General features: G+C 65.2%; 23 protein-coding genes. 10 read left to right on the forward strand and 13 right to left on the reverse strand.

Annotation, left to right across the window (positions count from 1 at the left end):
- Positions 1–119 precede the first annotated feature (119 nt).
- The 6 genes from AABA86_RS16550 to AABA86_RS16575 all read left to right on the forward strand — a co-directional run bounded on the left by AABA86_RS16550 (position 120) and on the right by AABA86_RS16575 (position 4,125).
- Complete coding sequence (locus tag AABA86_RS16550) at positions 120–482, forward strand: ArsR/SmtB family transcription factor (protein WP_338307550.1); 363 nt, start codon at positions 120–122, stop codon at positions 480–482.
- Positions 475–1,002 (forward strand): arsenate reductase ArsC, encoded by a 528-nt coding sequence (locus AABA86_RS16555; RefSeq protein ID WP_212251485.1) that lies wholly within the window; start codon positions 475–477, stop codon positions 1,000–1,002. The genes AABA86_RS16550 and AABA86_RS16555 overlap by 8 nt, the downstream gene beginning before the upstream one ends.
- A 2-nt stretch (positions 1,003–1,004) precedes the next feature.
- On the forward strand, positions 1,005–2,060 hold the full coding sequence (gene arsB, locus AABA86_RS16560; RefSeq protein ID WP_338307551.1) for an ACR3 family arsenite efflux transporter: 1,056 nt from the start codon (positions 1,005–1,007) through the stop codon (positions 2,058–2,060).
- A gap of 16 nt (positions 2,061–2,076) precedes the next feature.
- Positions 2,077–2,478 (forward strand): arsenate reductase (glutaredoxin), encoded by a 402-nt coding sequence (arsC, locus tag AABA86_RS16565; RefSeq protein ID WP_338307552.1) that lies wholly within the window; start codon positions 2,077–2,079, stop codon positions 2,476–2,478.
- Positions 2,479–2,602: 124 nt separating this feature from the next.
- The gene (locus tag AABA86_RS16570; protein ID WP_338307553.1) at positions 2,603–3,538 is read left to right on the forward strand and encodes an ABC transporter substrate-binding protein; all 936 of its coding nucleotides are present in this window, start codon (positions 2,603–2,605) and stop codon (positions 3,536–3,538) included.
- Positions 3,539–3,717: 179 nt separating this feature from the next.
- Positions 3,718–4,125, forward strand: coding sequence for a GFA family protein (locus AABA86_RS16575; RefSeq protein WP_338307554.1), 408 nt, complete (start codon positions 3,718–3,720; stop codon positions 4,123–4,125).
- Positions 4,126–4,156: 31 nt separating this feature from the next.
- Here AABA86_RS16575 and AABA86_RS16580 read toward each other — a convergent pair whose 3' ends face one another.
- Both AABA86_RS16580 and AABA86_RS16585 read right to left on the reverse strand, forming a co-directional pair.
- Positions 4,157–5,044, reverse strand: a complete 888-nt coding sequence (locus tag AABA86_RS16580; RefSeq protein WP_338307555.1) for a DUF1259 domain-containing protein — start codon at positions 5,042–5,044, stop codon at positions 4,157–4,159.
- Positions 5,045–5,082: 38 nt separating this feature from the next.
- A complete protein-coding gene (locus tag AABA86_RS16585; RefSeq protein WP_038971518.1) occupies positions 5,083–5,316 on the reverse strand; it encodes a hypothetical protein in 234 nt (77 codons plus the stop codon).
- 426 nt (positions 5,317–5,742) lie between these two features.
- On the opposite strand from AABA86_RS16585, the gene AABA86_RS16590 reads away from it, so the two are divergent.
- Positions 5,743–6,813 (forward strand): Cj0069 family protein, encoded by a 1,071-nt coding sequence (locus AABA86_RS16590; RefSeq protein WP_338307556.1) that lies wholly within the window; start codon positions 5,743–5,745, stop codon positions 6,811–6,813.
- 45 nt (positions 6,814–6,858) lie between these two features.
- Here AABA86_RS16590 and AABA86_RS16595 read toward each other — a convergent pair whose 3' ends face one another.
- The 7 genes from AABA86_RS16595 to AABA86_RS16625 all read right to left on the reverse strand — a co-directional run bounded on the left by AABA86_RS16595 (position 6,859) and on the right by AABA86_RS16625 (position 15,479).
- The gene (locus tag AABA86_RS16595) at positions 6,859–10,047 is read right to left on the reverse strand and encodes an efflux RND transporter permease subunit (RefSeq protein ID WP_338307557.1); all 3,189 of its coding nucleotides are present in this window, start codon (positions 10,045–10,047) and stop codon (positions 6,859–6,861) included.
- Positions 10,044–11,465 (reverse strand): efflux RND transporter periplasmic adaptor subunit, encoded by a 1,422-nt coding sequence (locus tag AABA86_RS16600; protein WP_338307558.1) that lies wholly within the window; start codon positions 11,463–11,465, stop codon positions 10,044–10,046. Before AABA86_RS16600 ends, AABA86_RS16595 begins: the two co-directional genes overlap by 4 nt.
- 79 nt (positions 11,466–11,544) lie before the next feature.
- Positions 11,545–11,937, reverse strand: a complete 393-nt coding sequence (locus AABA86_RS16605) for a FixH family protein (protein ID WP_338307559.1) — start codon at positions 11,935–11,937, stop codon at positions 11,545–11,547.
- Between the two features lie 99 nt (positions 11,938–12,036).
- Positions 12,037–12,402 (reverse strand): hypothetical protein, encoded by a 366-nt coding sequence (locus AABA86_RS16610; RefSeq protein WP_338307731.1) that lies wholly within the window; start codon positions 12,400–12,402, stop codon positions 12,037–12,039.
- Positions 12,403–12,518: 116 nt separating this feature from the next.
- Positions 12,519–13,496, reverse strand: a complete 978-nt coding sequence (locus AABA86_RS16615) for a tripartite tricarboxylate transporter substrate binding protein (protein WP_338307560.1) — start codon at positions 13,494–13,496, stop codon at positions 12,519–12,521.
- 68 nt (positions 13,497–13,564) lie between these two features.
- The gene (locus AABA86_RS16620) at positions 13,565–14,470 is read right to left on the reverse strand and encodes a VOC family protein (protein WP_338307561.1); all 906 of its coding nucleotides are present in this window, start codon (positions 14,468–14,470) and stop codon (positions 13,565–13,567) included.
- A 16-nt stretch (positions 14,471–14,486) separates the two neighbouring features.
- Positions 14,487–15,479, reverse strand: coding sequence for a zinc-dependent alcohol dehydrogenase family protein (locus AABA86_RS16625; RefSeq protein WP_338307562.1), 993 nt, complete (start codon positions 15,477–15,479; stop codon positions 14,487–14,489).
- A gap of 111 nt (positions 15,480–15,590) precedes the next feature.
- On the opposite strand from AABA86_RS16625, the gene AABA86_RS16630 reads away from it, so the two are divergent.
- The 3 genes from AABA86_RS16630 (at position 15,591) to AABA86_RS16640 (ending at position 17,838) form a co-directional block, all read left to right on the forward strand.
- A complete protein-coding gene (locus AABA86_RS16630) occupies positions 15,591–16,292 on the forward strand; it encodes a GntR family transcriptional regulator (protein ID WP_338307563.1) in 702 nt (233 codons plus the stop codon).
- Positions 16,293–16,385: 93 nt separating this feature from the next.
- Positions 16,386–17,249, forward strand: a complete 864-nt coding sequence (locus tag AABA86_RS16635; protein ID WP_338307564.1) for a fumarylacetoacetate hydrolase family protein — start codon at positions 16,386–16,388, stop codon at positions 17,247–17,249.
- Between the two features lie 7 nt (positions 17,250–17,256).
- On the forward strand, positions 17,257–17,838 hold the full coding sequence (locus tag AABA86_RS16640) for an amino acid synthesis family protein (RefSeq protein WP_028142963.1): 582 nt from the start codon (positions 17,257–17,259) through the stop codon (positions 17,836–17,838).
- Positions 17,839–17,856: 18 nt separating this feature from the next.
- Here AABA86_RS16640 and AABA86_RS16645 read toward each other — a convergent pair whose 3' ends face one another.
- From AABA86_RS16645 to AABA86_RS16660, 4 genes are all read right to left on the reverse strand, one after another.
- Positions 17,857–19,749: a TRAP transporter large permease gene (locus AABA86_RS16645; RefSeq protein WP_212251454.1), complete on the reverse strand. Its 1,893-nt coding sequence runs from the start codon at positions 19,747–19,749 to the stop codon at positions 17,857–17,859.
- On the reverse strand, positions 19,746–20,771 hold the full coding sequence (locus AABA86_RS16650; RefSeq protein ID WP_028142961.1) for a TRAP transporter substrate-binding protein: 1,026 nt from the start codon (positions 20,769–20,771) through the stop codon (positions 19,746–19,748). Before AABA86_RS16650 ends, AABA86_RS16645 begins: the two co-directional genes overlap by 4 nt.
- Before the next feature lie 162 nt (positions 20,772–20,933).
- A complete protein-coding gene (locus AABA86_RS16655; protein WP_038947835.1) occupies positions 20,934–21,944 on the reverse strand; it encodes a transketolase family protein in 1,011 nt (336 codons plus the stop codon).
- Positions 21,941–22,786 carry a transketolase gene (locus AABA86_RS16660; protein WP_212251452.1) on the reverse strand — a complete coding sequence of 282 codons (846 nt, stop codon included), beginning with the start codon at positions 22,784–22,786 and terminating at the stop codon, positions 21,941–21,943. Before AABA86_RS16660 ends, AABA86_RS16655 begins: the two co-directional genes overlap by 4 nt.
- Positions 22,787–22,794: the final 8 nt, after the last annotated feature.

A 22,794-nucleotide genomic window follows, 5' to 3' on the forward strand; every position in this document is an offset into this window, starting at 1 on the left:
CAGGCTGCGCTCGTTCATGCCGGTTGTCAAACCGTATTTCTAGAATATTCGAATTATGGTCCGACCGGCATACCAGATTCAGATTGACGGCCCGTCTATATTTCCATAAATCTGGATATATGGAAAACGAAGAAGCGGTCCTCGCCCTCGCCGCACTGGCCCAACCGACCCGCCTGGAGGCATTCCGGACGCTGGTCAGGCACGAGCCCGACGGCCTTGCAGCGGGCGACCTCGCCCGTCTGCTGGAAGTTCCCCAGAACACGCTGTCCGCGCATTTGGCGATCCTGACCCGGGCGCGCCTCGTCTCCTCCGAGCGGCACAGCCGCTCGATCGTCTACCGCGCCAATCTCGGCGAATTCCGCGACGTCGCCGTTTTCCTGCTGCGCGATTGCTGCGGCGGGAGGCCGGAGGTCTGCGATCCCGTCGTCGAGACACTGCAATCCTGCTGCGCGCCAAAACGGAAGGAGCGAAGCCGTGCCTGACCAAATCTACAACGTGCTGTTTCTGTGCACCGGCAATTCGGCTCGATCCATCCTGGCCGAGTCGATCCTTTGGAAAGACGGCGCCGGCCGGTTTCGGGCCTTTTCCGCCGGCAGCGCGCCAAAGGGCGCGGTGCATCCGCTCGCGCTGCGCACGCTTGAGAGCATGGACTATCCCGTCGACGGGATGCGCTCGAAGAGCTGGCTGGAGTTCGCAAGCGCCGATGCGCCCGTGATGGATTTCGTCTTCACCGTCTGCGACAACGCCGCGGGTGAAGCCTGCCCGATCTGGCCGGGCCAGCCGATGACGGCGCATTGGGGCATTGAGGATCCTGCCGCGGCCGAAGGTTCCGAGCTGGAGAGGCAGGCGGCGTTCGTCACTGCGTTCCGCTATCTCAAGAACCGGATCGACACCTTCGTGAACCTGCCGCTGAGGAGCATCGACAAGCTCTCGCTCGGCACCAGGCTGCGCGAGATCGGCCGCTCGGACGGCGCGACATCAGGCAGAAGCGACGTGGCGTGACAATGAGCATCTTCGAACGATACCTCACTCTGTGGGTTGCGCTGTGCATCGTCGTCGGGGTGGCGCTGGGACACGTCCTGCCCGGTTTCTTCGGCGCGATCGCAGCCGCCGAGGTCGCCAAGGTCAACCTGCCGGTCGCGGTGCTGATCTGGCTGATGATCGTGCCCATGCTGCTGAAGATCGACTTCAGCGCGTTGGGCGAGGTGCGGAAGCACTGGCGCGGCGTCGGCGTCACCCTTTTCATCAATTGGGCCGTAAAACCGTTCTCGATGGCGCTGCTGGGCTCTTTCTTCATCGGCCACCTCTTCGCACCGTGGCTGCCGTCCGGCCAGATCTCGTCCTACATCGCCGGCTTGATCCTGCTGGCGGCGGCGCCTTGCACCGCGATGGTGTTCGTGTGGTCCAATTTGTGCGAGGGGGAGCCTCATTACACGCTGAGCCAGGTCGCCCTGAACGACGTGATCATGGTGTTCCTGTTCGCGCCGCTGGTGGGACTGCTGCTTGGCGTGGCCTCGATCAGTGTCCCCTGGGGCACGCTGCTGCTCTCCGTTCTGCTCTATATCGTGGTTCCCGTGATCGTCGCTCAGCTGTGGCGCAAGGTGCTGCTGCGCGGAGGCGACGACGGCTTCAACCGCGCCATGCGGATGCTGCAGCCTGTGTCGCTGGTTGCGCTCCTCGCCACATTGGTGCTGCTGTTCGGCTTCCAGGGCGAGCAGATCGTCCGGCAACCGCTCGTCATCGCCATCCTTGCCGTGCCGATTCTGGTGCAGGTTTATTTCAATGCGGGCCTCGCCTATTGGCTGAGCCGGCGGTTCGGCGTGGCCTGGTGCGTTGCCGCTCCGGCCGCTCTCATCGGCGCGAGCAACTTCTTCGAGCTGGCGGTCGCCGCCGCGATCAGCTTGTTTGGCCTCGACTCCGGCGCTGCGCTGGCGACCGTGGTCGGCGTTCTCGTCGAGGTCCCAGTGATGCTGTCCGTCGTCCGCATCGTCAAGGCGACAAGGGGCTGGTACGAAGCCGGCGCCGGCAAAGTCCCGAAGGCACTGGAAGCCCACCGGTGAGGCATGGAGACCGACCATGAGCGTCACGATCTACCACAACCCCGACTGCGGCACCTCCCGCAACACGCTGGCGATGATCCGGCAGAGCGGCGCCGAGCCCGTCGTCATCGAATATCTGAAGACGCCGCCGTCCCGCGAGAAGCTGGTCGAGCTCGTCAAGGCGATGGGCATTCCCGTCCGCGCGCTGCTGCGCGAGAAGGGCACGCCGTTTCGCGACCTCGGCCTCGATGATCCCAAATGGACCGATGACGAGCTGATCGATCAGATGCTCGCGCATCCCATCCTGATCAACCGCCCGATCGTGGTGACGGCGAAGGGCACGCGATTGTGCCGCCCCTCCGAAGCAGTCATCGATCTGCTGGATCATCCCGTCGGCCGCTTCGTGAAGGAAGACGGCGAAGTGGTCGAAGCGCGATAGGCTGGCTCCGCCGGGAAGGCTGCGGGAAGCCCCAAAAGCCGCTGGCGGGATTCCAACGGCATGTTAGCATTACGTCTCTGCAAGTTCGCGAGCAAACGTCATGCATCGCACAATCTCCCGTCGCGTGGTGCTCCTCGGCTGCTTGGGTTTGGCAACGCAAAAAGCAGCTGCGCAACGATCCCGCATCTGGCGCGTGGCCTATCTGGTGTCTGGGAGAAGCTCGGCCACGGCTCCCGTCATCAAGGATACGCTCCGCTCCCTCGGCTACGAGGAAGGCAAGAATCTCGTTTTCGATGTTCGCGAGGCGGAGGGCCGTTATTCGGCGCTCCCGGAATTGATGCGGCAGCTTCTCCAGTCGAAGCCCGACGTCATCATAGCCGAGGCCACTCCCGCGATAGCCGTCGCCCAGAAGGCCACATCGACCATCCCGATCGTCATGTCGCCGTCGACTGACCCGATTGGCTCCGGCTTCGTGAAGAGTTTCGCCAAGCCCGGCGGCAACATCACGGGCGTCGCCAACATGTTCGGCGACCTCACCGCCAAGACGCTCGACATCGTTCGGCTCGTCTTCCCGAACGTCAGGACGCTTGGAGTCCTCACGTCCAATAACCCGACACACCCCGCGCTGTTCGAGGTTGCCCGTCATGCTGCAGCGAAGATCGGGATTTCGGCGGATCGCTATATCGCACCAAACCCGGAGGACGTGAAGAAGGCCTATCAGGACATGAGCGACGCGGGCTGCGACGTCGTCTATGTGCTTGCCGACCCAATCAGACCTTCGCTTCCTTCCATCGCGCTCGAATACCAGCTGCCTTCAGTTTTTCAGGTCAACAGCTACACGGAATTGGGCGGTCTCATGAGTTACGGCCCGGACATCCTGCCGCTGTTCGTCAAGGCCGCGCACTATGTCGACCGCATTCTCAAGGGTGGAAATCCTGCCGAGATACCTGTCGAACAGCCGACCCAATTCGTGTTTGCAATCAACCTGCGAACCGCAAAGGCGCTCGGCCTTTCAATTCCGGAAAACGTATTGATCATGGCCGACAAGGTGATCGAGTAGCCTGCGCCAGATTGTAAGCTCGACAGCCGATTCCGCTTCGCCTTCACGACCGGTTCCCCGGCGCCCATGGCAGCAGCTGTCAGGCGACAGTAGGACGCAACTTCAAATCGCTTGCGTCGTTGAAGCCGCACATCTCAAGAGCTATCGATCTGCGATACCGCCTTGCATCGGAGGAACGCATGAGCACCATCACCGGCGGCTGTCACTGCGGCGCAATCCGTTATCAGGTCGAGGGCGACGCGATCGTGCATGCGCTATGCCACTGCCGCGACTGCCGGCTCCACGCCGGCGCTCCGGTCGTCGGCTGGACGATGTATCCGGAGAGCGCTCTCAAGGTGACCAGGGGCGAGCCCAAGGCCTACCACTCCTCCGAACACGGCCGGCGGCACTTTTGCGGCCATTGCGGCACCGGCCTGTTCTATATCAATGCCGACATGCTGCCCGGAATCATCGACATCCAGAGCGCGACCTACGATGATCCCGATGCCGTGCCGGCGACGATGCACATCCAGGTCGCCGAGCGGCTTCGCTGGATGGAGCATGCGCACGAACTGCCGACGTTCGAACGCTATCCGCCGCAGCCATAGCGGCGGACGGTGATGCCGGCACAGCTTCGCATCAGCTCTTCGTGCTGGCCGTCTTGTCGAGCGCGGCACGCAAGCCATTCGCCAGCTCGACCGCGTCGTCGTTGGCCCAGAAATGCATGAAGAACAGGCGCGGCTGCTCGTCCAGCATGTGGCTGTGCAGCGCTGTCACCTCGATGCCGTGCGTCCGCAGCGCCACGATGACAGGATTCACCTCGTCGCTGCTCAGCACGAAATCGCCGGTGATGGCGGCCTTGCCGCCTCCGGTCGGCTGGAAGTTGATGGCGATCGCAACGCCCATCGCGCCGACGGGGGTCAGCAACATGCCGTCCGCCGTGATCGGGTCGCGCCGTTTCACGTTGAACTGGTAGACGCCGCCGTTGGCCTGCCCCTTGACGCCGATGATCTGATCGAGCTTTGCCGTGTCGAGGTCGATGGCAGGCGGCGGGCCCGCCGGCGCCGAGACCGTCAAGGGGGTCTTGCTTTCGGCCAGCGCATCGTGGATCGCCGAAGCCAGCTTGACGAGGTCTCCGTGTCCAGCGACGTGCATGTAGAACGTCGCCGGGCTCGCGCGCAGCAGATGATTGTGCACGGCGGTGATCTCGAGACCGCTCGCGATCATCTTCGCCATCACGGGATTGATCTCGGTCTCGAGGAGCACGAGGTCGCCCATGACCATGGCACCGCCATGCGCGGGCTTGAACGCGAGCCAGCCGCCGAGCGCCAGCGCCGGCTTGATCGTCACCCCGTCCAAAGTCACGGTGAGATCGGTGCGGGGAAAGCCGTAGCGGTGGACATCGTCCGCGACGGTGGGCTTGCGGCCCAGCGTCTCGTCAACCTTATTCCAATCGAGATCCTGCGCATGAGCGCCCGCGATGAGGCAGGCACTGACGCCGATCAGCGCCGAGATGGTCTTTCGCATTGCTCTGCTCCTCGAGCTGGATTTCAGCCGTCAGCGTCTCATTTCTGTTCCTTGATCTGGCCGGCGCTGTCGACGACGAGCCGCACGTCCTTGCCGTTCTTCACGGCTTTTGCAGTCATGCCCTCGGCGGTCGACTTGATATCGCTGACCTGCGTGTAGCCGGCCGCCTGGATTTTGGCGACGACCTCCTCTTGTGTCAGAGCGCGTGCGCTCGACAGCCCGCTGGCGATCGCCAGAAAGAGGATTGTGTGAAAGATGACCTTTGTCCGCATGACATTCTCCTGGCGTCTCCTGCCCCAGGTGATGTCGTTTTCGGCGCGGCGCGGTGCGACGGGATGATGCCAACGCACATCGGCGCGGCCACCGCGCACGAATGAAAAATCACGATTTGTCTGATGAGATTGCGAAACGATGACATGCTGCGCCCTTGGTGATCAGGACGCGATTCTTGGGCATGTCGCCTCGCGGGGAGATCGCAAATCCCCGTCGCGACGAATAGAAACCCAGGTGGCCCAGCTGTCAACCCGCACATGGGCGAGGCGCGCGTCACGAAGAGTTCACTCGGAACGGAACCGCGCCAACCGGCATCTTGAAACGACCGGACGATCTCATTAGGGTTCGTCACGTGGGGACGAAGCAGACTCCCCGTGAGACCCCGGTCCAAGCTCTGCGCAGCACGCCATTCGTGGAGCTTGCGCATGGACACCGAACGACACCTTTCCCCCCGCCAAACACTGGCCATCCTCTCACGCGGCGATGCCGCCGCGCGCCGCGACACGACGGCGCAAAACAGTCGCTTCGTCCGCATCTTCGAGGCCCTCGCCGCCCTCGGCATCGACGCGCACCCCGTGATCTACGACGAAAGCTTCGCAGGTGCAGTCCGCGATCAACTGCTCGCGGCCGACGGCGTGCTCGTCTGGGTCGATCCGATCCACCAGGGCAAGACGCGCGCTGACCTCGATCCCCTGCTGCGCGACGTCGCGGCGCGAGGTCCCTGGGTGAGCGCTCATCCCGACGTGATCCTGAAGATGGGCGTCAAGGAGGTGCTCTGCCGGACCCGTCATCTCGGCTGGGGCACCGATACGCATCGCTATGACACCGCCGCGGCGTTCCGCGCCGAATTTCCCCCGCGCCTTCGGGCGAACGGCCCTCGCGTGCTCAAGCAAAATCGCGGCAATGGCGGCCAGGGGGTCTGGAAGGTCGAAGCGCTTCCGAACACGAACGAGACGGTCCGTGTACTCCATGCCCAGCGCGGGAGCCGGCCCGAGGACATCAGGTTCGACGATTTGGTGGCGCGCTGCGAGCCGTATTTCGGATGGGGCGGCTGCATCATCGACCAGGCGTTTCAACCTCGCCTGCCCGACGGGATGATCCGCTGCTACATGAGCGGCGCGAAGGTCGCGGGCTTTGGGCACCAAATGATCAAGGCCCTGATCCCGCCGGAAGGCCCCGACGCACCCGAGGCGCAACCGGGGCCGCGCATCATGCACGGGCCTTATGCTCCGCCGTTCCAGGCGCTGCGAAGGTCGATGGAGGACGAATGGACGCCGCAGATGATGGAAACGCTCGGTATCGATGCACCGTCACTACCGGTGATCTGGGATGCGGATTTCCTGTACGGGCCGCCGGATGCGGCGGGCGCCGACACCTACGTGCTGTGCGAGATCAACGCGAGTTCCTGCTTTGCGATCCCCGAGGAAGCGCCGGCGGCGATCGCACGAACGGTGAAGCACCGCCTGCTGCGGAGCCAGCGAACGCGCTCCGGCTGACAGAGACTGTCGACCAGAACAGCGTCCCGTGATGCGCACTGCGCCCTATTCGGCGGCTTGCGGAGCGTGCATTCCACTCACCGGCTCGACGGCGTGATCGGCGGCGAGCGCGTGCTGTTCGCCGCCCGGCAGCCCCCGTCCCTTCACCAGGCCGAAGATCGCCGGGATCACGATCAGCGTCAGCAATGTCGACGAGATCATCCCGCCGATCATCGGCAACGCGATGCGCTGCATGATCTCGGACCCCGCGCCGGTGCTCCACATGATCGGCAGCAGGCCCGCCATGATGGCGACGACCGTCATCATCTTCGGGCGGACGCGCTCGACCGCGCCCACCATGATGGCGTCATGGAGATCGCGCCGGGTGAAGATCCTGCCTTCGGCGTCACACCGCGCCTTCATCTCGGCCAGCGCGTGATCGAGATAGATCAGCATCACGACGCCGGTCTCGGCGGCGACGCCGGCAAGCGCGATGAAGCCGACGGCGACCGCGACGGACAGGTTGAAGCCGAACCACCACATCATCCAGATGCCGCCGACCAGCGCAAACGGCAGCGACAGCATCACGATCAGCGTCTCGGTCAGGGCCCTGAAGTTCAGATACAGCAGCAGGAAGATGATCGTGAGCGTCACGGGCACGACGATCCTCAGCCGCGCGGCGGCACGTTGCAGATATTCGTACTGGCCGCTCCAGACGACGTAGGTGCCGGCGGGAAACTGGATGCTCTCCGTCACCGCGCGTTGCGCGTCGGCGACGTAGCTGCCGATGTCGCGATCGCGGATGTCGACGTAGATGTAGGTCGCGAGCTGGCCGTTCTCGGTCCGGATCGAGGTCGGTCCGCGCGCCGGCTCGACCTTCGCCACCTCGCCGAGCGGCACGGCGCCGCCCGCCGGCATCGGCACCAGGATATCGCTAGCGATCGCCTTGGGATTGTCGCGCAGGTCGCGCGGGTAGCGCATGTTCACCGTGAAGCGCTGGCGGCCTTCCACGGTCGTCGTGACCGTCTGGCCGCCGAGCGCGGCCGCGATGGTGTCCTGAACGTCCTGGATCAAAATGCCGTAGCGGGCGAGCGCCTCGCGGTCCGGGACGATCTCGAGATAATAGCCGCCGATGCCGCGCTCGGCGTAGGCCGACGAGGTGCCCGGGACGGTTTTGATCACCCGCTCGACCTGCCGCGCCAGCCGGTCGATCTCGACGAGGTCGGTGCCCATGACCTTGACGCCGACAGGCGTGCGGATGCCGGTGGAGAGCATGTCGATGCGCGCCTTGATCGGCATGGTCCAGGCGTTCGAGACGCCTGGAAACTGCAGCGCCTTGTCCATCTCCGCGATCAGACTGTCGACGGTGACGCCGGGACGCCAAGTCTCCTTCGGCTTCAGATTGACCACCGTCTCGAACATTTCCGTCGGGGCCGGATCGGTCGCGGTCGCCGCCCTTCCAGCCTTGCCGTAGACGGAGGCGACCTCGGGGAACGACTTGATGATCCGGTCCTGCGTCTGCATCAACTCGGCCGCCTTGGTCACCGAGATGCCGGGCAGCGTCGTCGGCATGTAGAGCAGCGTCCCCTCGTTCAGCGCCGGCATGAACTCGGTGCCGAGCTGCCGCGCCGGCCAAGCCGTGACGGCCAGGACTGCGAGGCAGGCCAGGATCACAAGCGTCTTGGCGCGAAGCACGCCCTTGATCACGGGCCGGTAGATCCAGATCAGGAAACGATTGATGACATTCCGGCTCTCCGGGACGATCCGGCCGCGGACGAAGATCACCATCAGCGCCGGCACCAGCGTGACGGACAAGAGGGCTGCGGCCGCCATCGAGAACGTCTTGGTGAACGCCAGCGGGCTGAACAGCCGTCCCTCCTGCGATTCCAGCGTGAAGATCGGCATGAACGACACGGTGATGATCAGCAGGCTGAAGAACAGCGCGGGGCCGACCTCTGCGGCGGCATCGATCAGGACCTGCACGCGCGACTGATCCGGCTTGGCGCGTTCGAGATGCTTGTGGGCGTTCTCGATCATGACGATGGCGGCATCCACCATGGCGCCGATCGCAATCGCGATGCCGCCAAGACTCATGATGTTGGAGCCGAGACCGAGCAGCTTCATGGCGCCGAACGCCATCAGCACGCCGACCGGCAGCATCAGGATGGCGACCAGCGCGCTGCGGACGTGCAGCAGGAACACGATGCAGACCAGCGCGACGACGATGCTCTCCTCGAACAGCGTGTGCTTGAGCGTATCGATGGCCGCATAGATCAGGTTCGAGCGATCGTAAACGGGCACGATCTCGACCGATGCCGGCAGGCTGCTCGCGATCTCCTTGAACCGCTTCTTGACGTTCTCGATGACGTCGAGCGCGTTGACGCCGAAGCGCTGCAGCACGATGCCGCTTGCGACCTCGCCCTCGCCGTTCAGCTCGGTGATGCCCCTGCGCTCGTCCGGCCCGAGCTCGACATGGGCGACGTCGCGGAGCAGCACCGGCGTGCCATTGCTCGTCTTCAGCACGATGTTGCCGAGATCGTTGATGCTCTTGATGTAGCCCTTGCCGCGGATGACGTATTCGAATTCGGCGAGCTCGACGGTGCGTCCGCCGACATCGGCGTTGCTGGCGCGGATCGCCTCACGGATCTTCTGCATGCTGATGCCGCGGTCGCGCATCCGCTGCGGGTCGAGCACCACGTTGTACTGCTTGACGAAGCCGCCGATGCTGGCGACCTCGGCGACGCCTTCGGCCTTGGCCAGCGCGAACTTCAGATTCCAGTCCTGGATCGTGCGGGTGTCCGCCAGGTTCAATTCCTTCGACAGGACCGCATATTGGTAGACCCAGCCGACGCCGGTCGCATCAGGCCCGATGGTCGGGGTGACGCCGGCGGGAAGCCTCGATGCTGCGCCGTTCAGAAATTCCAGCACGCGCGAGCGCGCCCAATAGATGTCGGTGCCGTCCTCGAAGATCACGTAGACGAACGAGGCGCCGAAGAAGGAGAAGCCGCGCACGACCTTCGATTTCGGCACGGTCAGCATCGCCGTCGTCAAGGGATAGGTCACCTGGTCCTCGATCACCTGCGGCGCCTGGCCGGGATATTCGGTGTAGACGATGACCTGGGTGTCGGAGAGATCCGGGATCGCGTCCAGCGGCAGGTGGATCAGCGCATAGAGGCCGGCGGCGGCCGCAAAGCCGGTGCCGAACAGCACCAGCAGCAAATTGCGCGCCGACCAGGCGATGATGCGGGCGATCATTTGTGCTCTCCCGTCGCATGGTCCGCATCGGACGCCTGTGGCGCTCCTTCCGCAAAACCCTTGAGCGCGGCCTTCAGATTGCTTTCCGCATCGATCAGGAAGGTGGCGGAGGTGACCACCGCCTCGCCGTCTGCGAGCCCCTCGCGCACCTCGATATAGCCGCCGCCGCGCCGGCCAAGCTTCACCTCGCGCGGCTCGAAGCGCCCTTCCCCCTTGTCGACGAGGACGGCCTGGCGCGTGCCGGTGTCGAGCACCGCGCTATCCTGGATCGCCAGCACCGGCGCGGCATCAGCCGTGTCGATGTCGGCATCGACGTACATGTCCGGCAGCAGCACCGCATCGGGATTGGCAAGCTCGATCCGGACGCGAACCGTCCTCGTGTCGCGGTTCACCTGCGGATAGACGATTGCGATCTTGCCGCTGAAGACACGGCCGGGAAAGCTCCGCGCGCGCACCGCCACAGACTGCCCGACCGCGATATGGCCGAGATCGCGCTCGGCGACGTCGACCAGCGCCCAGACCAGCGAGGTGTCTGCAATGCGGAACAGCACGTCGCCGGGATTGGCGCGCATGCCTTCGATCGCGCTGCGCTCGAGCACGATGCCCTCGCGCGGCGCCGACCAATGGATGGTGACGGGCGCAACGCGCGTCCTTTCCATTTCGGCGATGACCTGCTCGGGGACGTCGAGATTGACCAGCCGTTGCCGCGAGCCGCGGCCATAGACCTCGACGCCGCCCACCGTCTTGGAGGTGATCGTCGCAAGATATTCCGCGGCCGCGGACGCAACCGCCGAACTGTAGATCTCCATCAGCGGCTGGCCCGCCTTCACGCGCGTGCCGGTGGTGACGTCGGCGACCTTCTGCACGAAACTTTCGGCCCGCATCGCGATCACCGAGACGCGGCGCTCGTCGAGCTGGATCGTGCCGGGTGCCTTGACCGTGACGCGGATCGCCCGTCGCACGACCGGCTCGGATTTGACGCCGGTGCGCTGGATCTTGCCCGGCGACAGCTTGACCGTGCCGTCGTCGGCCTCGTCGCCTTCGTAGACGGGGACATAGTTCATCCCCATCGGGTCCTTTTTCGGCACCGGCGAGGTGTCGGGCAGGCCCATGGGATTGCGGTAGTAGAGGATTTTTCGCGAGGAAGCCGCTTGCGCTGGCTTCGGTGCCACTGCAATCGCCTGTTCGTCATCGTAGACCGGCAGATAGTCGCGCCCGCGGTCGTCCTTCCTCGGAGCGGCGGACCAGAGCGGCGCGCCGCTGGGATCACGGTAATAGAGCGGAGTTCGCTCCGTCCGGGCCGCAGCCGGGGTCACCTCGGCATGAGCGGACCAGCGGCTGTCATTCGAGAACCGGTACGCCCCCAGGGCGAGGCCACCGCCGAGAGCGAGAATCGTCAGGAGACGCAGCGTCTTCATGGTGTGTCTTCGCGCGCGATGCGCGCGTCCATGTGAATGGGAAAGAGAAGGTCGGACGCCGCGCGCGGCGTCCGCATGCTCACTTGGTCGCCGTGACGACCACCTTGCCGGTGACGGTCTCCGCCTCGCCCTGCACCTTGGCCGACAGCGTGACCTGGTAGCGGCCGGCCATCGGCAGGTCCGTCCGGAAGGCGTAGACGCCCGGCTCCTGCGACGGCAGCGGCGCCACCGCCGATTCCATCTCGGCCATGCCGTCCGGGGCCATGTCGACGCGAGTCTTGAAGATGACGGCGTCCGCGACCGGCTTGCCGGTCTGCTTGTTGGTCAGGCGAACCGAGAGCGTGACGTCGTCGCCCTTCTTCATTTGCACAGTGACGGGCTCGAAAGCGTAATCGCCGGCGCCCGCCACCGCGGCGGAAGCGGCAAGCGAAAGGGTGGCGGCGAGCGCCGCGGTGCTGAATTTGGAAAGCATTGTCCTGTCCTCATGATCTGATCTTTCGCCGTGGCGCATGGCGCACACGTCAGTCGTCGTCGCGCGCAGGCGTGCCGCACGCGTTCGGCTGTTGCGAGATCAGATTCGAGGAGGTCGGAAGGGAGGGCTGCTGCCGCGGACGGAGACGACCTGATCCTCGGGGATGGCGATCGTGCTCACCGCTACGGCGAAATGCCCGAAGACGACGGGCCTGATGGCATCGAGCGCGATGGTGCCGCCGACGCAGCAGAAGCCCATCCCGCATTTGTAGCCGCCGGGCTGGGAGGGCGCCCCCTTCATGTCGGGGCAACAATCGTCCATCGACATCCCGGCGTCGCTGCCCATCTGCATGGTCGCCTGCATGTCGTCCGACGACATGGCAAGGCTGGATGCGGACGCGCCAACGGGCAGCATCGCCAAGGATATGGCGATCGCGAATGCCAGGATGGTACGGACGAGGCGCATCAATATCGACTTACCTTCGGACTGGAATGTTCTCCCTAGTAACATACTCCGAGGCCGGAGGCATTCGTTGATCCCGGTCAAGCATTCGTGAGCGAGGGCCGCCTGCGGGCTTCAGCTCAGATCTTGGGGATCTTCGCCCGCTCCACCACGCCGGTCCATTTGGCGATCTCGGTCTCGATCAGCGTCTTCATCTCCTCCGGCGAGCTGCCGCGGACCTCACCGCCGACGGCCGTCTCCAGCCGCTGCCTGAGCTCGGGGTCGGCGAGCGCGTCCAGCGTCGCGGCATTGAGCGCGGCGATGATGGCGGGCGGCGTGCCCTTGGGCGCCAGCAGGCCGGCCCAGGTGCGCACGTCGTAGCCCTTGATGCCAGCCTCCTGCACCGTCGGGACGTCCGGCAGCAGCGTTGTGCGCATCGGCGACGTCACCGCCAAGCCGCGGATCGCGCCGCTCTGGATCTGCGGGGCGAGCAGGACGGGCGTGCCGACGACGACCGGGACGTCGCCACTGAGCAGCGCGGTGGTGGACTGCGAATCGCCGCGATACGGCACGTGCACGATCTCGATGCCGGCTGTGGCGTTGAGCAATTCGCCCGCAAGATGATGCGTGCTGCCGAAGCCGACCGATCCGAAGCTGAGCGAACCCGGCTTTGCCTTGGCCATGGCAACGAGCTCGCCGAGCGATTTTGCGGGGTAGTCGTTGCGCACGGCGATGACGAGCGCGTAGTAGACCAGCGTCGAGACCATCTCGAAGCTTTCGGCCGGCTGATAGGCGAGGCTCTTGTAGGTCGCCGCGGAAATCGCGTGCGCTCCGGTGACGAGGCCGAGCGTGGAACCGTCGGGCGCCGCCTTGGCGACCGCATCCGCCGCGATGTTGCCTCCGGCACCCGGCTTGGCCTCGACGATGATCGGCTGCCCGAGCTTCTTCGACAGTCCGTCGGCGATGATGCGCGACAGCGTGTCGGCGGCGCCGCCGGCGGCAAAGCCATGCAGCAGGCGGATCGGACGCGACGGATAATTGTCCGCCCATGCCGGGCCGGTCACCAGACAACCGCCGAACAGAAAAATGGCCGCAGCAAGCCGCTTCATCCCTCGCATGGATGCTTCTCCCTCAATTGTTATGTCGTTGGCCGCAGCGCGTGCGGCGTCTTCAAGTCATGATCGCGCTAACGCGCGAACTCCGTGCATTCAGGCGACGGCGGCATGCCCCAGACGTCGCGCGGCAGCCCAACCCAGACTTTTGGCCGCTGCGGGCGATCGCGATGCCAGGGACGCGGCTCGAAATAGCCGAGCTCCTCGTCCACCATCCGGTCGAGATCGCAAAACAGCTCGACCAGATGTCCATCGGGGTTGCGGTGGTAGATCGCGGTGTTGTGGCCGGGGCCATGACGCACCGGTCCCCAGAGCACCGGCAGCTTGTGCCGCGCGAGATGGTCGCAGGCCTGGTGCATGTGGGCGGGGCCGCGCAACTCGAAGGCGAAGTGATGAAGACTGCGGACCGGGGCGCGGGCGAAGTTGAGCGTGTGATGCTCGAAGCCGCTGCGCATGAAGACGAAGCGGTCCTCGATCCAGTCGGAGACGCGTAGGCCCATGAATTTGGCATAGAACTCCGAGGCCGCGCGCGGATCGGGCGTGCGCAGCGCGACATGGCCGAGCTTGGCGACCGCGAGCGCGCCGATCCGCTCCTGCGCGGGCGTCGGCGTCCAGCCCTGGATCAGCTCGAACCGGGTGCCTTCGGGATCGGTGAAGGAGAGCAGCCTGGACACGCCGGGCAGAAAATCGCTGTGGATCTCGGGCCGCAGATCCGCCTGCTTCAGTGTGGCGCCCAGCGCCTCCAGCTGGACATCAGGCGATATTTCGAACGCGATGCTCTTCAGCGCGGCGTCGCCGGGCTCGATCACCAGCGAGAGCTGCTCGGAATCACTGGCGAGGAACAGGCGGTCTCCGTCTCGGGCAACAAGGCCAAGTCCGATCACGGCGCGGTAGTAATCGAGCAGCCGCTCCGGATCGGGTGAGGTGAAGGTCGCGTGCCGCAGCCGGGTGAAGCGTGCAATGGGTGCTTGTGTGCTCATCGTGCGGTCCACCCCCTCATGGAATCATGATGATCTTGCCGAGCGCGGAGCCCTGCTCCAGCAGCGTATGCGCCTTGCTGACCTCGTCGAGCTTGAGCACTGCCGAGATCGCCGGCTTGATCGCATTGCGGCTCAAGGCCTCGATCACGCTGCGCATCAGGGCACGTCGGCCGTCGCGATCGTGATCGTAGATGTGGAAGGAGAAGCAGCGTATCGCCGGACAGATGTCGAGATGATCGCGCATCGCCGCCATCAAATTCTCCTCCGGCAATCCGGCGAAGGCGTTGTACGACAGCAGCGTGCCCCATTTGCCGAGCGCGCCGAGATAAGAGGTGAACTCGGGCCCGCAGACGTGATCGAGCACGAGGCCGACGCCCTCGCCCTTCGTCAGCTCTCGGGTGCGCGCCACCACATCCTCGCTTCGGTAGAAGATGATGTGATCGGCGCCGTTCGCCCTGGCGAATGCGGCCTTCTCCTCGGTGGAGACCGTGCCGATGACGGTCATCCCGGCAAGCTTGGCCAGTTGCACCAGCGCCGTGCCGACGCCGCCGGCAGCTCCAATCACCAGCGCGCTTGCGGGCGCGCGCGGATGGCGGCACTCGTGCAGCAGTGCGTAAGCGACCTGGTAGTTCGACAAGCACACGGCCGCTTGCAGATCGACATTGTCCGGCAGCGCGTGAACGGCATCCGCGGGCGCGACCACGTAATCGGCATAGCAGCCGCCGCGCTGGGACAGATCGCGCGCGCTCAGCAGCACCTTCTGGCCGATGGCAAAGCCCTCGACGCCGGACCCGAGCGCGGAAATGCGCCCCGCGACGTCGTTGCCGGGATTGGCCGGCAGCGGCGGCATCCATTTGTAGACGCCGCGCCGGATCAGCACGTCGGGTTGACCGACCCCGAACGCCTCGGCCCGGATTTGCACCTGGCCGGCTCCGGGCAGAGGCACCGGACGCTCGACCACCTCAAGTGCATCCGGCCCACCCGGCTGACGCACCAGCACCGCCCTCATGACTTCACGCGCTCCCTGGACTATATTTTCGAAAATCATACCGTTTACGAAAATTATTGCAAGATGGTCGTTAGCGCGGCATGTTGAGGCATCGATTCAGCGACAGGTCCCATGCCCGAGAGCGCCGTCCGCCCCCGCAAGGAATTCGGCAAGACCATCGCCGCCGACATCACGCATCGGCTGCGCGAGGAGATCATTGCCTGCGCCCTTCCGCCCGGCGAGCCGCTGCGCTTCGACGTGCTGCGCGAACGCTTCGGCGTGAGTTTTACCACGCTGCGCGAGGCGCTGACCGCGCTTGCAGCCGAAGGACTGGTCGACGCCCAGGAGCAGCGCGGCTTTTGCGTGGCGCCGGTCAGCCGCCAGGATCTGGTGGAGGTCACCGATGCAAGGGTGCTGATCGAGGTGGAATTGATCCGCCGCTCGATCGAGCGGGGCGATGACGATTGGGAAATCGCCGTGATCTCCACACTGCACCGATTGAAGCGGATCGAGCAGCGCGATCCCGAGCATCCCCTGCGCGATCCCGAGTGGAAGATCGCGCATCGCCAGTTCCACCAGGCGCTGGTCTCCGCCTGCGGCTCGGCGACGCTGCTCGCCATTCGCGCCGAGCTGTTCGACCGTGCCGAACGCTACCGGCATCTCTCCGCCAATTTCAGGCCGCGCCCGCGCGACAAGGCCGGCGAGCACCAGGCGATCATGCAGGCCGCCATCTCACGCAACGCGGATCTCGCCGTGCAGTTGATCGAGACCCATATCCGCTCGACCTCCGACAACGTCGCCAAATACGCCGGCCATCTGCTCGACGCCGAATAGGAGACCTGCATCTTCACGCGGGCGGGCTTGCGCCCGGCCTAATTTTCGAAAATAATACATCAGATCGAAAATCGAAACCGTTAGGGCGAAATCATGAAGCTGCTGTCGTTCTTGGATGGAAATCGGGAAAGCTGGGGCGCCGTTGTCGAAAACCGCGTGGTGGATCTGGGCCGCGCCCTGCCCCAGTACCCCACGCTCGCGGACTTTCTCGGCAGCGATGACTACGCCAAGCGCGAGGCGATCGTCGCCGGGCACAAGCCCACGCTGGCGCTGAGCGACGTCAAATACCTGCCGGTGATCCCGCGGCCCGAGAAGATCGTCTGCGCCGTGCGCAATTATCTCGACCACCACAACGAAGCCGTGGCGTTCGGCATGAAGCGCGAGATCACGGAATTTCCGCCGATCTTCCTGCGGGTCTGGCGTTCCCAGGTTGCGCACAACGCGCCGGTGATCCGGCCGAAGGTCTCGGACAATTTCGATTGGGAGGGCGAGCTCGCCGTCGTCATCGGCAAGGGCGGCCGTCATATCAGCCAGACCGATGCATGGAATCATGTCGCGGGCTATTCGATCTACAACGACGTCAGCGTGCGCGACTGGCAGCGCCACGCCCAGCAGATCGCCTCCGGCAAGAACTTCGTCGGCACCGGCCCGTTCGGACCGTGGCTGGTCACGCCGGACGAGATCGGCGATCCCACGAAGCTCAAGCTGGAGACGCGCGTCAACGGCGCGACCGTGCAGTCCTCCGACACCTCGATGCTGATCTTCTCGATTCCGCGGCTGATCGAATATTGCTCGACGATCTTCGATCTCGTGCCCGGCGACGTCATCGCCACCGGCACGCCGGCCGGCGTCGGCTTCACCCGCAAGCCGCCGATCTTCCTCAAGCCCGGCGATTTGGTCGAGGTCGAGATCGAGAACATCGGCGTGCTCAGCAATCCCGTCGTGGACGAGGCCTAGCTTCAGCATGTCGTCCTACGATATTCGCAAGACCGCGCTCAGCGTCGAGACCATCTGGCATGAGCGCGGCCCACGGCTGGAGAAGCCGCTGCTGGTCGGAACCGCCGTCGCGGTGATCCGCAATCCTTTCGCCGGCCGCTATGAGCCCGATCTGATGCCGTTCCAGGCGGCCTTGCGTGAGCTCGGGCGCGAGCTCGCTGGCGCGCTGATCGCACAGCTCGGCGGTGCGCCGCGGATCGAAGCCTATGGCAAGGGCATCATCGTCGGCGAAGACGGCGAGCTCGAGCATGGCGCCGTCTGGCATGAAGCCGGCGGCCACGGCATGCGCGAGGTGCTGGGTCAACCCAAAGCAATCGTGCCGGCGGCGAAGACCATCGGCGGTCCGGGCACGCGCCTGATGGTGCCGCTCGGCCACATCCATGCCGCCTATGTCCGCAGCCATTTCGGCACCGCGGAGATGACGCTGTGGGACGCGCCACGGCGCGACGAGATCGCCTTCGGCCTCGTGATGGCGACCGGCGGCCGCCCCCACGCCCGCATCGGCGGCCTCAAGGCGTCGGAGATCTCCGTGCATGACGGGCAGCGGTGAGCGCCGCCCGGCTCCGCGTCACAGGAAGCCGGTCGAGATCCACGGGATCGCCGCGACGATCAGCGTGCCGATCAGCAGGGCCACGATATAGCCGACGATCGGCTTGATACCCTCGTCGGGACTGATGCGGCTGATGGCGCAGGCCGCGTAATAGCCGACGCCGAATGGCGGGGCGAACAGGCCGATACCCATCGCGAGCACGACGACCATCGCGTAGTGCACTTCGTGCACGCCGACCTGGCGGGCGATCGGAAACAATAGCGGCCCGAACAGGACGATGGCGGGGATGCCTTCCAGCACGCTGCCCAGAATGACGAAGGCGAGGATCGTCACGCCGAGAAAGACAGGCGTTCCGCCCGGCAGCGCCGTCATGAACTTTGCAAGCGAGGCCGAGAAACCCGATTGCGTCAGAGCCCACGCCATCCCTGTCGCAGCGCCGATGATCAGCAGGATCGCGCCGGACAATGACGCGGTCTCCACCAGCATTGGGTAGAGGCGGCGCCAGGAGAACTGACGATAAATCAGGAGCCCGGTGAGCACCGAGTAGACGATGCCGATGGTCGAAACTTCGGTCGCGGTGGCGACGCCCTCGACCACCGCGGCGCGGATGACGAAGGGCAGCGCCATTGCCGGGATGGCAATGACGAAGGCGCGGCCGATCTCCCTCCCCGTGGCCCGCTTCACATGCGACAGGTCCTCGCCCCGGTATCGCCACCAGACCACGGCGCAGAGACCGATGGCGAGCACGATGCCGGGCAGCAGCCCCCCGGTGAACAACGCCGCGATCGACACGCCCGTCACCGAGCCGATGGTGATCAAGACGAGCGACGGCGGAATGGTCTCGGTCTGGGCCCCGGTCGCCGCGAGCAGCGCCACGAGATCACCGGGCCTGGCGCCGCGCTTGGTCATCTCCGGAAACAGCACCGGCGCCACGGCGGCCATGTCCGCCGCCTTCGAGCCGGAGATGCCCGACACCAGGTACATTGCGCCGACCAGCACATAATGCAGGCCGCCGCGCACGTGGCCGAGCAGGCTGGCGAGAAAGCCGACCATGGCCCGCGCCATGCCGGTCATCTCGATCAGCAGGCCGAGGAACACGAAGAGCGGCACGGCCAGCAGGATCAGATGGCTCATGCCTTCGTCCATGCGACCAATGATGACCGCATCGGGCGTGTTCGTCGTCAGCGCCAGATATCCGACGGTGGCAAGACCGAAGGCAAAGGCGATCGGCACCGCCGCCAGCACCATGGCGCCGACGATGACCACGAAGAAGATCAGCAGGTTGAGATTGCCGAGCGGTTTCAATACCGGCGCGATGAGGACGAGCGCGGCGATGATGCCGGCGACGAGCGCCCCAGCCGCGAGCAGGCTGCGCAGGCTCGAGATGCGGGCGAGCCGCAGGACCGCCGCGACCAGCATCAATCCGATGCCAACGGGTAACGCGGCAGCCCGCCAGCTGTTGACGATTTCGAGCGCCGGGGTCGTGACGAACACCTCGTCGGCCGCGAACTCGTAGGCAGGGTGGACCACCAGCAGCAGGAATGCCAGCGATGCCGCGGCGGCAACGACGTCCAGGAAGGCACGTGCGTCGGGACGGAGCATGCCGATGATGGCCGTCATCCGCATGTGCTCACCGCGCTGGAACGCGATCACCGATCCCAGCATGGCGAGCCACAGGAACAGGATGCCGGCAAGCTCATCCGCCCAGATGATCGGAGCGTGAAAGACATATCGTCCGACGATGCCGGCCGACAAAACGACGATCTCGGCGAGCACCAGGAGCGCCGCCGGGATCGCAACCACATGACCAAGCACCTTGTTGGCCGCGACGGCCCAGCGGTGCACACGGGATTGAGGCGCCGCACCCGCGGCGCCCTGATCGATCCCAGGCATATGGTTGATCGCGGTCATGACAGCTTGCCCGCCGCTTTCTCGAGCTGAGTCCAGGCCTCATCGCCGAACTTGGCCCTCCAGTCGGCGTAAAAGCTGGTCTTCGCCAGGGCCTGGCGGAATGCGCCGCGGTCGACGTCGATGAACTGCATGCCCTTGGCGGTCAGGTCGGCGCGCAAGGACTCGCTGAGCTTGGCGACGTCCGCACGCTCGTCCTTGGCCGAGCGATCCAGCTCGCGTGTGACGATCTGCTGCACATCCTTCGGCAGCTTTTCGAAGGCGCGCTTGTTGCCGAGGATCCAGTAATTGTCCCAGACATGCCCGGTCAGGGAACAGGTCTTCTGCACCTCGTACAGCCGGGCCGTCGCGATGATCGGCAGCGGATTTTCCTGACCGTCGACCACCTTGGTCTGGAGCGCGGAGTAAACCTCGTTGAAATTGATCGGCGCGGGGCCTGCCCCGAGCGCCTGGAACAACGACGTCAGATTGGGAGCGGCCGGCACGCGCAGCTTGAAGTTCTTGAGATCGTCCGGCGTCCTGATCTCGCGGCCGGACGACGTGACGTGGCGGAAGCCGTTATCCCAGGGGCTCGACACCGCCATGATCGGCGTCCGCGCGATCTGCGCGCGGATATAGGCGCCGAGCTCGCCATCCATCGCCTTCCAGACCGCGTCATAGTTCGTGAAGAGAAAGCCGAGGTTGACGATGCCTGCGGCCGGCACCAGCGTCGCGAGGATCAGCGAGGACAGGTTGAAGAACTCGACGCCGCCGTTGCGGACCTGCGTCAACAGGTCGGTATCCGATCCGAGCTGGTTCGCCGGGAACAGATTGATCTCGAGCCGTCCGCTCGTCGCCTCGCGAATGCGGTCGGCAGCTTCCTTGGCGCGGATGTTGACGGGGTGCGTCGGATCCTGCCCCGTCGCAAGCTTGTAGGTGAATTCCGCGGCCGAGGCCGGGCGGGTGAGAATGGCACATAGCGGCACGGCGGCGCCGGCCATGAGCAACTTGCGGCGGCTGAGAGTTATCGGCTTGCGCAAGGTCATCGTTTCCTCCTGTCGAGCATGGATTGGTTGATCTAAAGGCGGCTCTTCACCGCCCGTGTTGCTGCTGGCCGGCTCTCGATGCGCCGGCATTGGACAGCAGCCGTCGTGCTTCGCAGCGGCGCTGCGAAGCATGTCGGTCGATTCGATCGTGAAGGCGGGCCGCTAGCGCAGCCACTCCTTGATCTGCCGCTTCACTTCCGCGGTCGAGATGCCGTAGCGGTCGTGCAGCGTCGGCAGCGCGCCGGCGGCGAGAAACTCGTCGGGAAGTCCGATCTGCCGGAACGCGGGATGAACGCCCGCGCGCATCAGCAGCGTCGCCACGGCCTCGCCGAGCCCGCCGATCACGGTGTGGTTCTCGGCGACGACGACGAGGCGGCCGGGCTTGCCCGCTTCGCGCAGGATCGCTTCGGTGTCGAGCGGCTTGATGGTCGGAACGTGCAGGACAGCCGCATCAATGCGGTCGTCCGACAAGGCCTGGGCCGCCTCCAGCGCGCGCATGGTCATGATGCCCGAGGAGATGATCAGGACGTCGCCACCGTCACGAAGCAACGCAGCCTTGCCGAGCTCGAACCGGTAATTGTACTCGTCGAGCACCAGCGGCACCTGTCCGCGCAGCAGGCGCATATAGACCGGTCCGCGATGCGCGGCGATCGCCGGCACGACCTGCTCGATCTCGTGCGCATCGCAGGGATCGATCACCGTCATGTTCGGCATCGCGCGGAACAGGGCGAGATCCTCGGCCGCCTGGTGGCTGGGTCCATAGCCCGAGGTCAGGCCGGGCAGCGCGCAGGCGATCTTCACGTTGCGGTCTTCTTCCGCAATGGTCTGGTGGATGAAGTCGTAAGCCCGGCGCGAGGCGAACACCGCGTAGGTCGTCGCGAACGGCATGAAGCCTTCGGCGGCGAGCCCCGAGGCTGCGGCGAACAGCAGCTGCTCGGCCATGCCCATCTGGTAGTAACGATTGGGAAAAGCCTGCGCGAAGATGTGCAGGTCGGTGTATTTGCCGAGATCGGCGGTCATGCCGACCACGTCCTCGCGGCTGCGGGCGAGCTCGACGAGCGCGTGGCCGAAGGGCGCGGGCTTGGTGCGCTGGCCCTCCGCTGCGATCGAGGCGATCATGGCCGACGTGGTCAGGCGCGGCTTTGCCGAGGGGGTCGATCCGGCGGACTTCATGGCTGGTCTCCCGCGTTCAGTGCAGACAGCGCGAGCTGCCATTCATGCGGCTCGACGCGAATGAAATGGTTCTTCTCACGCTGCTCCAGGAAGGGAACGCCCCTGCCCATCAACGTGTCGGCGACGATCATGCGAGGCTTCGGCTCGGCATGCGCCGTCGCGGCATCGAAAGCCCCCACCACTGCGTCGAGATCGTTGCCATCGACGCGCTGCACGAACCAGCCGAAGGCCTCGAGCTTATCGACCAGCGGCTCGAAGCCGAGCATCTGCTTGGAGGGACCGTCGGCCTGCTGATTGTTGACGTCGACGATTGCGATGATGTTGTCGAGCTTGTGATGGGCAGCAGACATGATGGCTTCCCATTTCGAGCCCTCGTCGAGCTCGCCGTCGGAGAACAGCGTGAAAATGCGCGCCGCCGATTTCTTGCGCTTCAGCCCGAGCGCCATGCCGACGGCAATGCCAAGGCCAAGGCCGAGCGAGCCGCCGGACATCTCCATGCCCGGGGTGTAGGAGGCCATGCCCGACATCGGCAGACGGCTCTCGTCGAAGCCATAGGTCGCGAGTTCCGCTTCCGGAATGACCCCGGCCTCGATCAGCGCCGCATAAAGTGCGATCGCATAGTGTCCGTTCGACAGCAGAAAGCGGTCGCGGCCTTCCCAGACCGGATCTTCAGCGCGAAAGCGCATCGCGTGGAAATAGGCCACCGCCAGCACGTCGGCGATGTCGAGCGCCTGGGCGATATAGCCCTGGCCCTGGACCTCGCCCATCAGCAAGGCGTTGCGGCGGATATTGCGGGCGCGTTGTGCCAGCGTCGGCGCGTTCGGGAGTGTCGGTTTTGCCATGTATATCT

The organism is Bradyrhizobium sp. TM233, assembly GCF_036247965.1.
Taxonomy (GTDB): Bacteria; Pseudomonadota; Alphaproteobacteria; order Rhizobiales; family Xanthobacteraceae; genus Bradyrhizobium; species Bradyrhizobium ottawaense.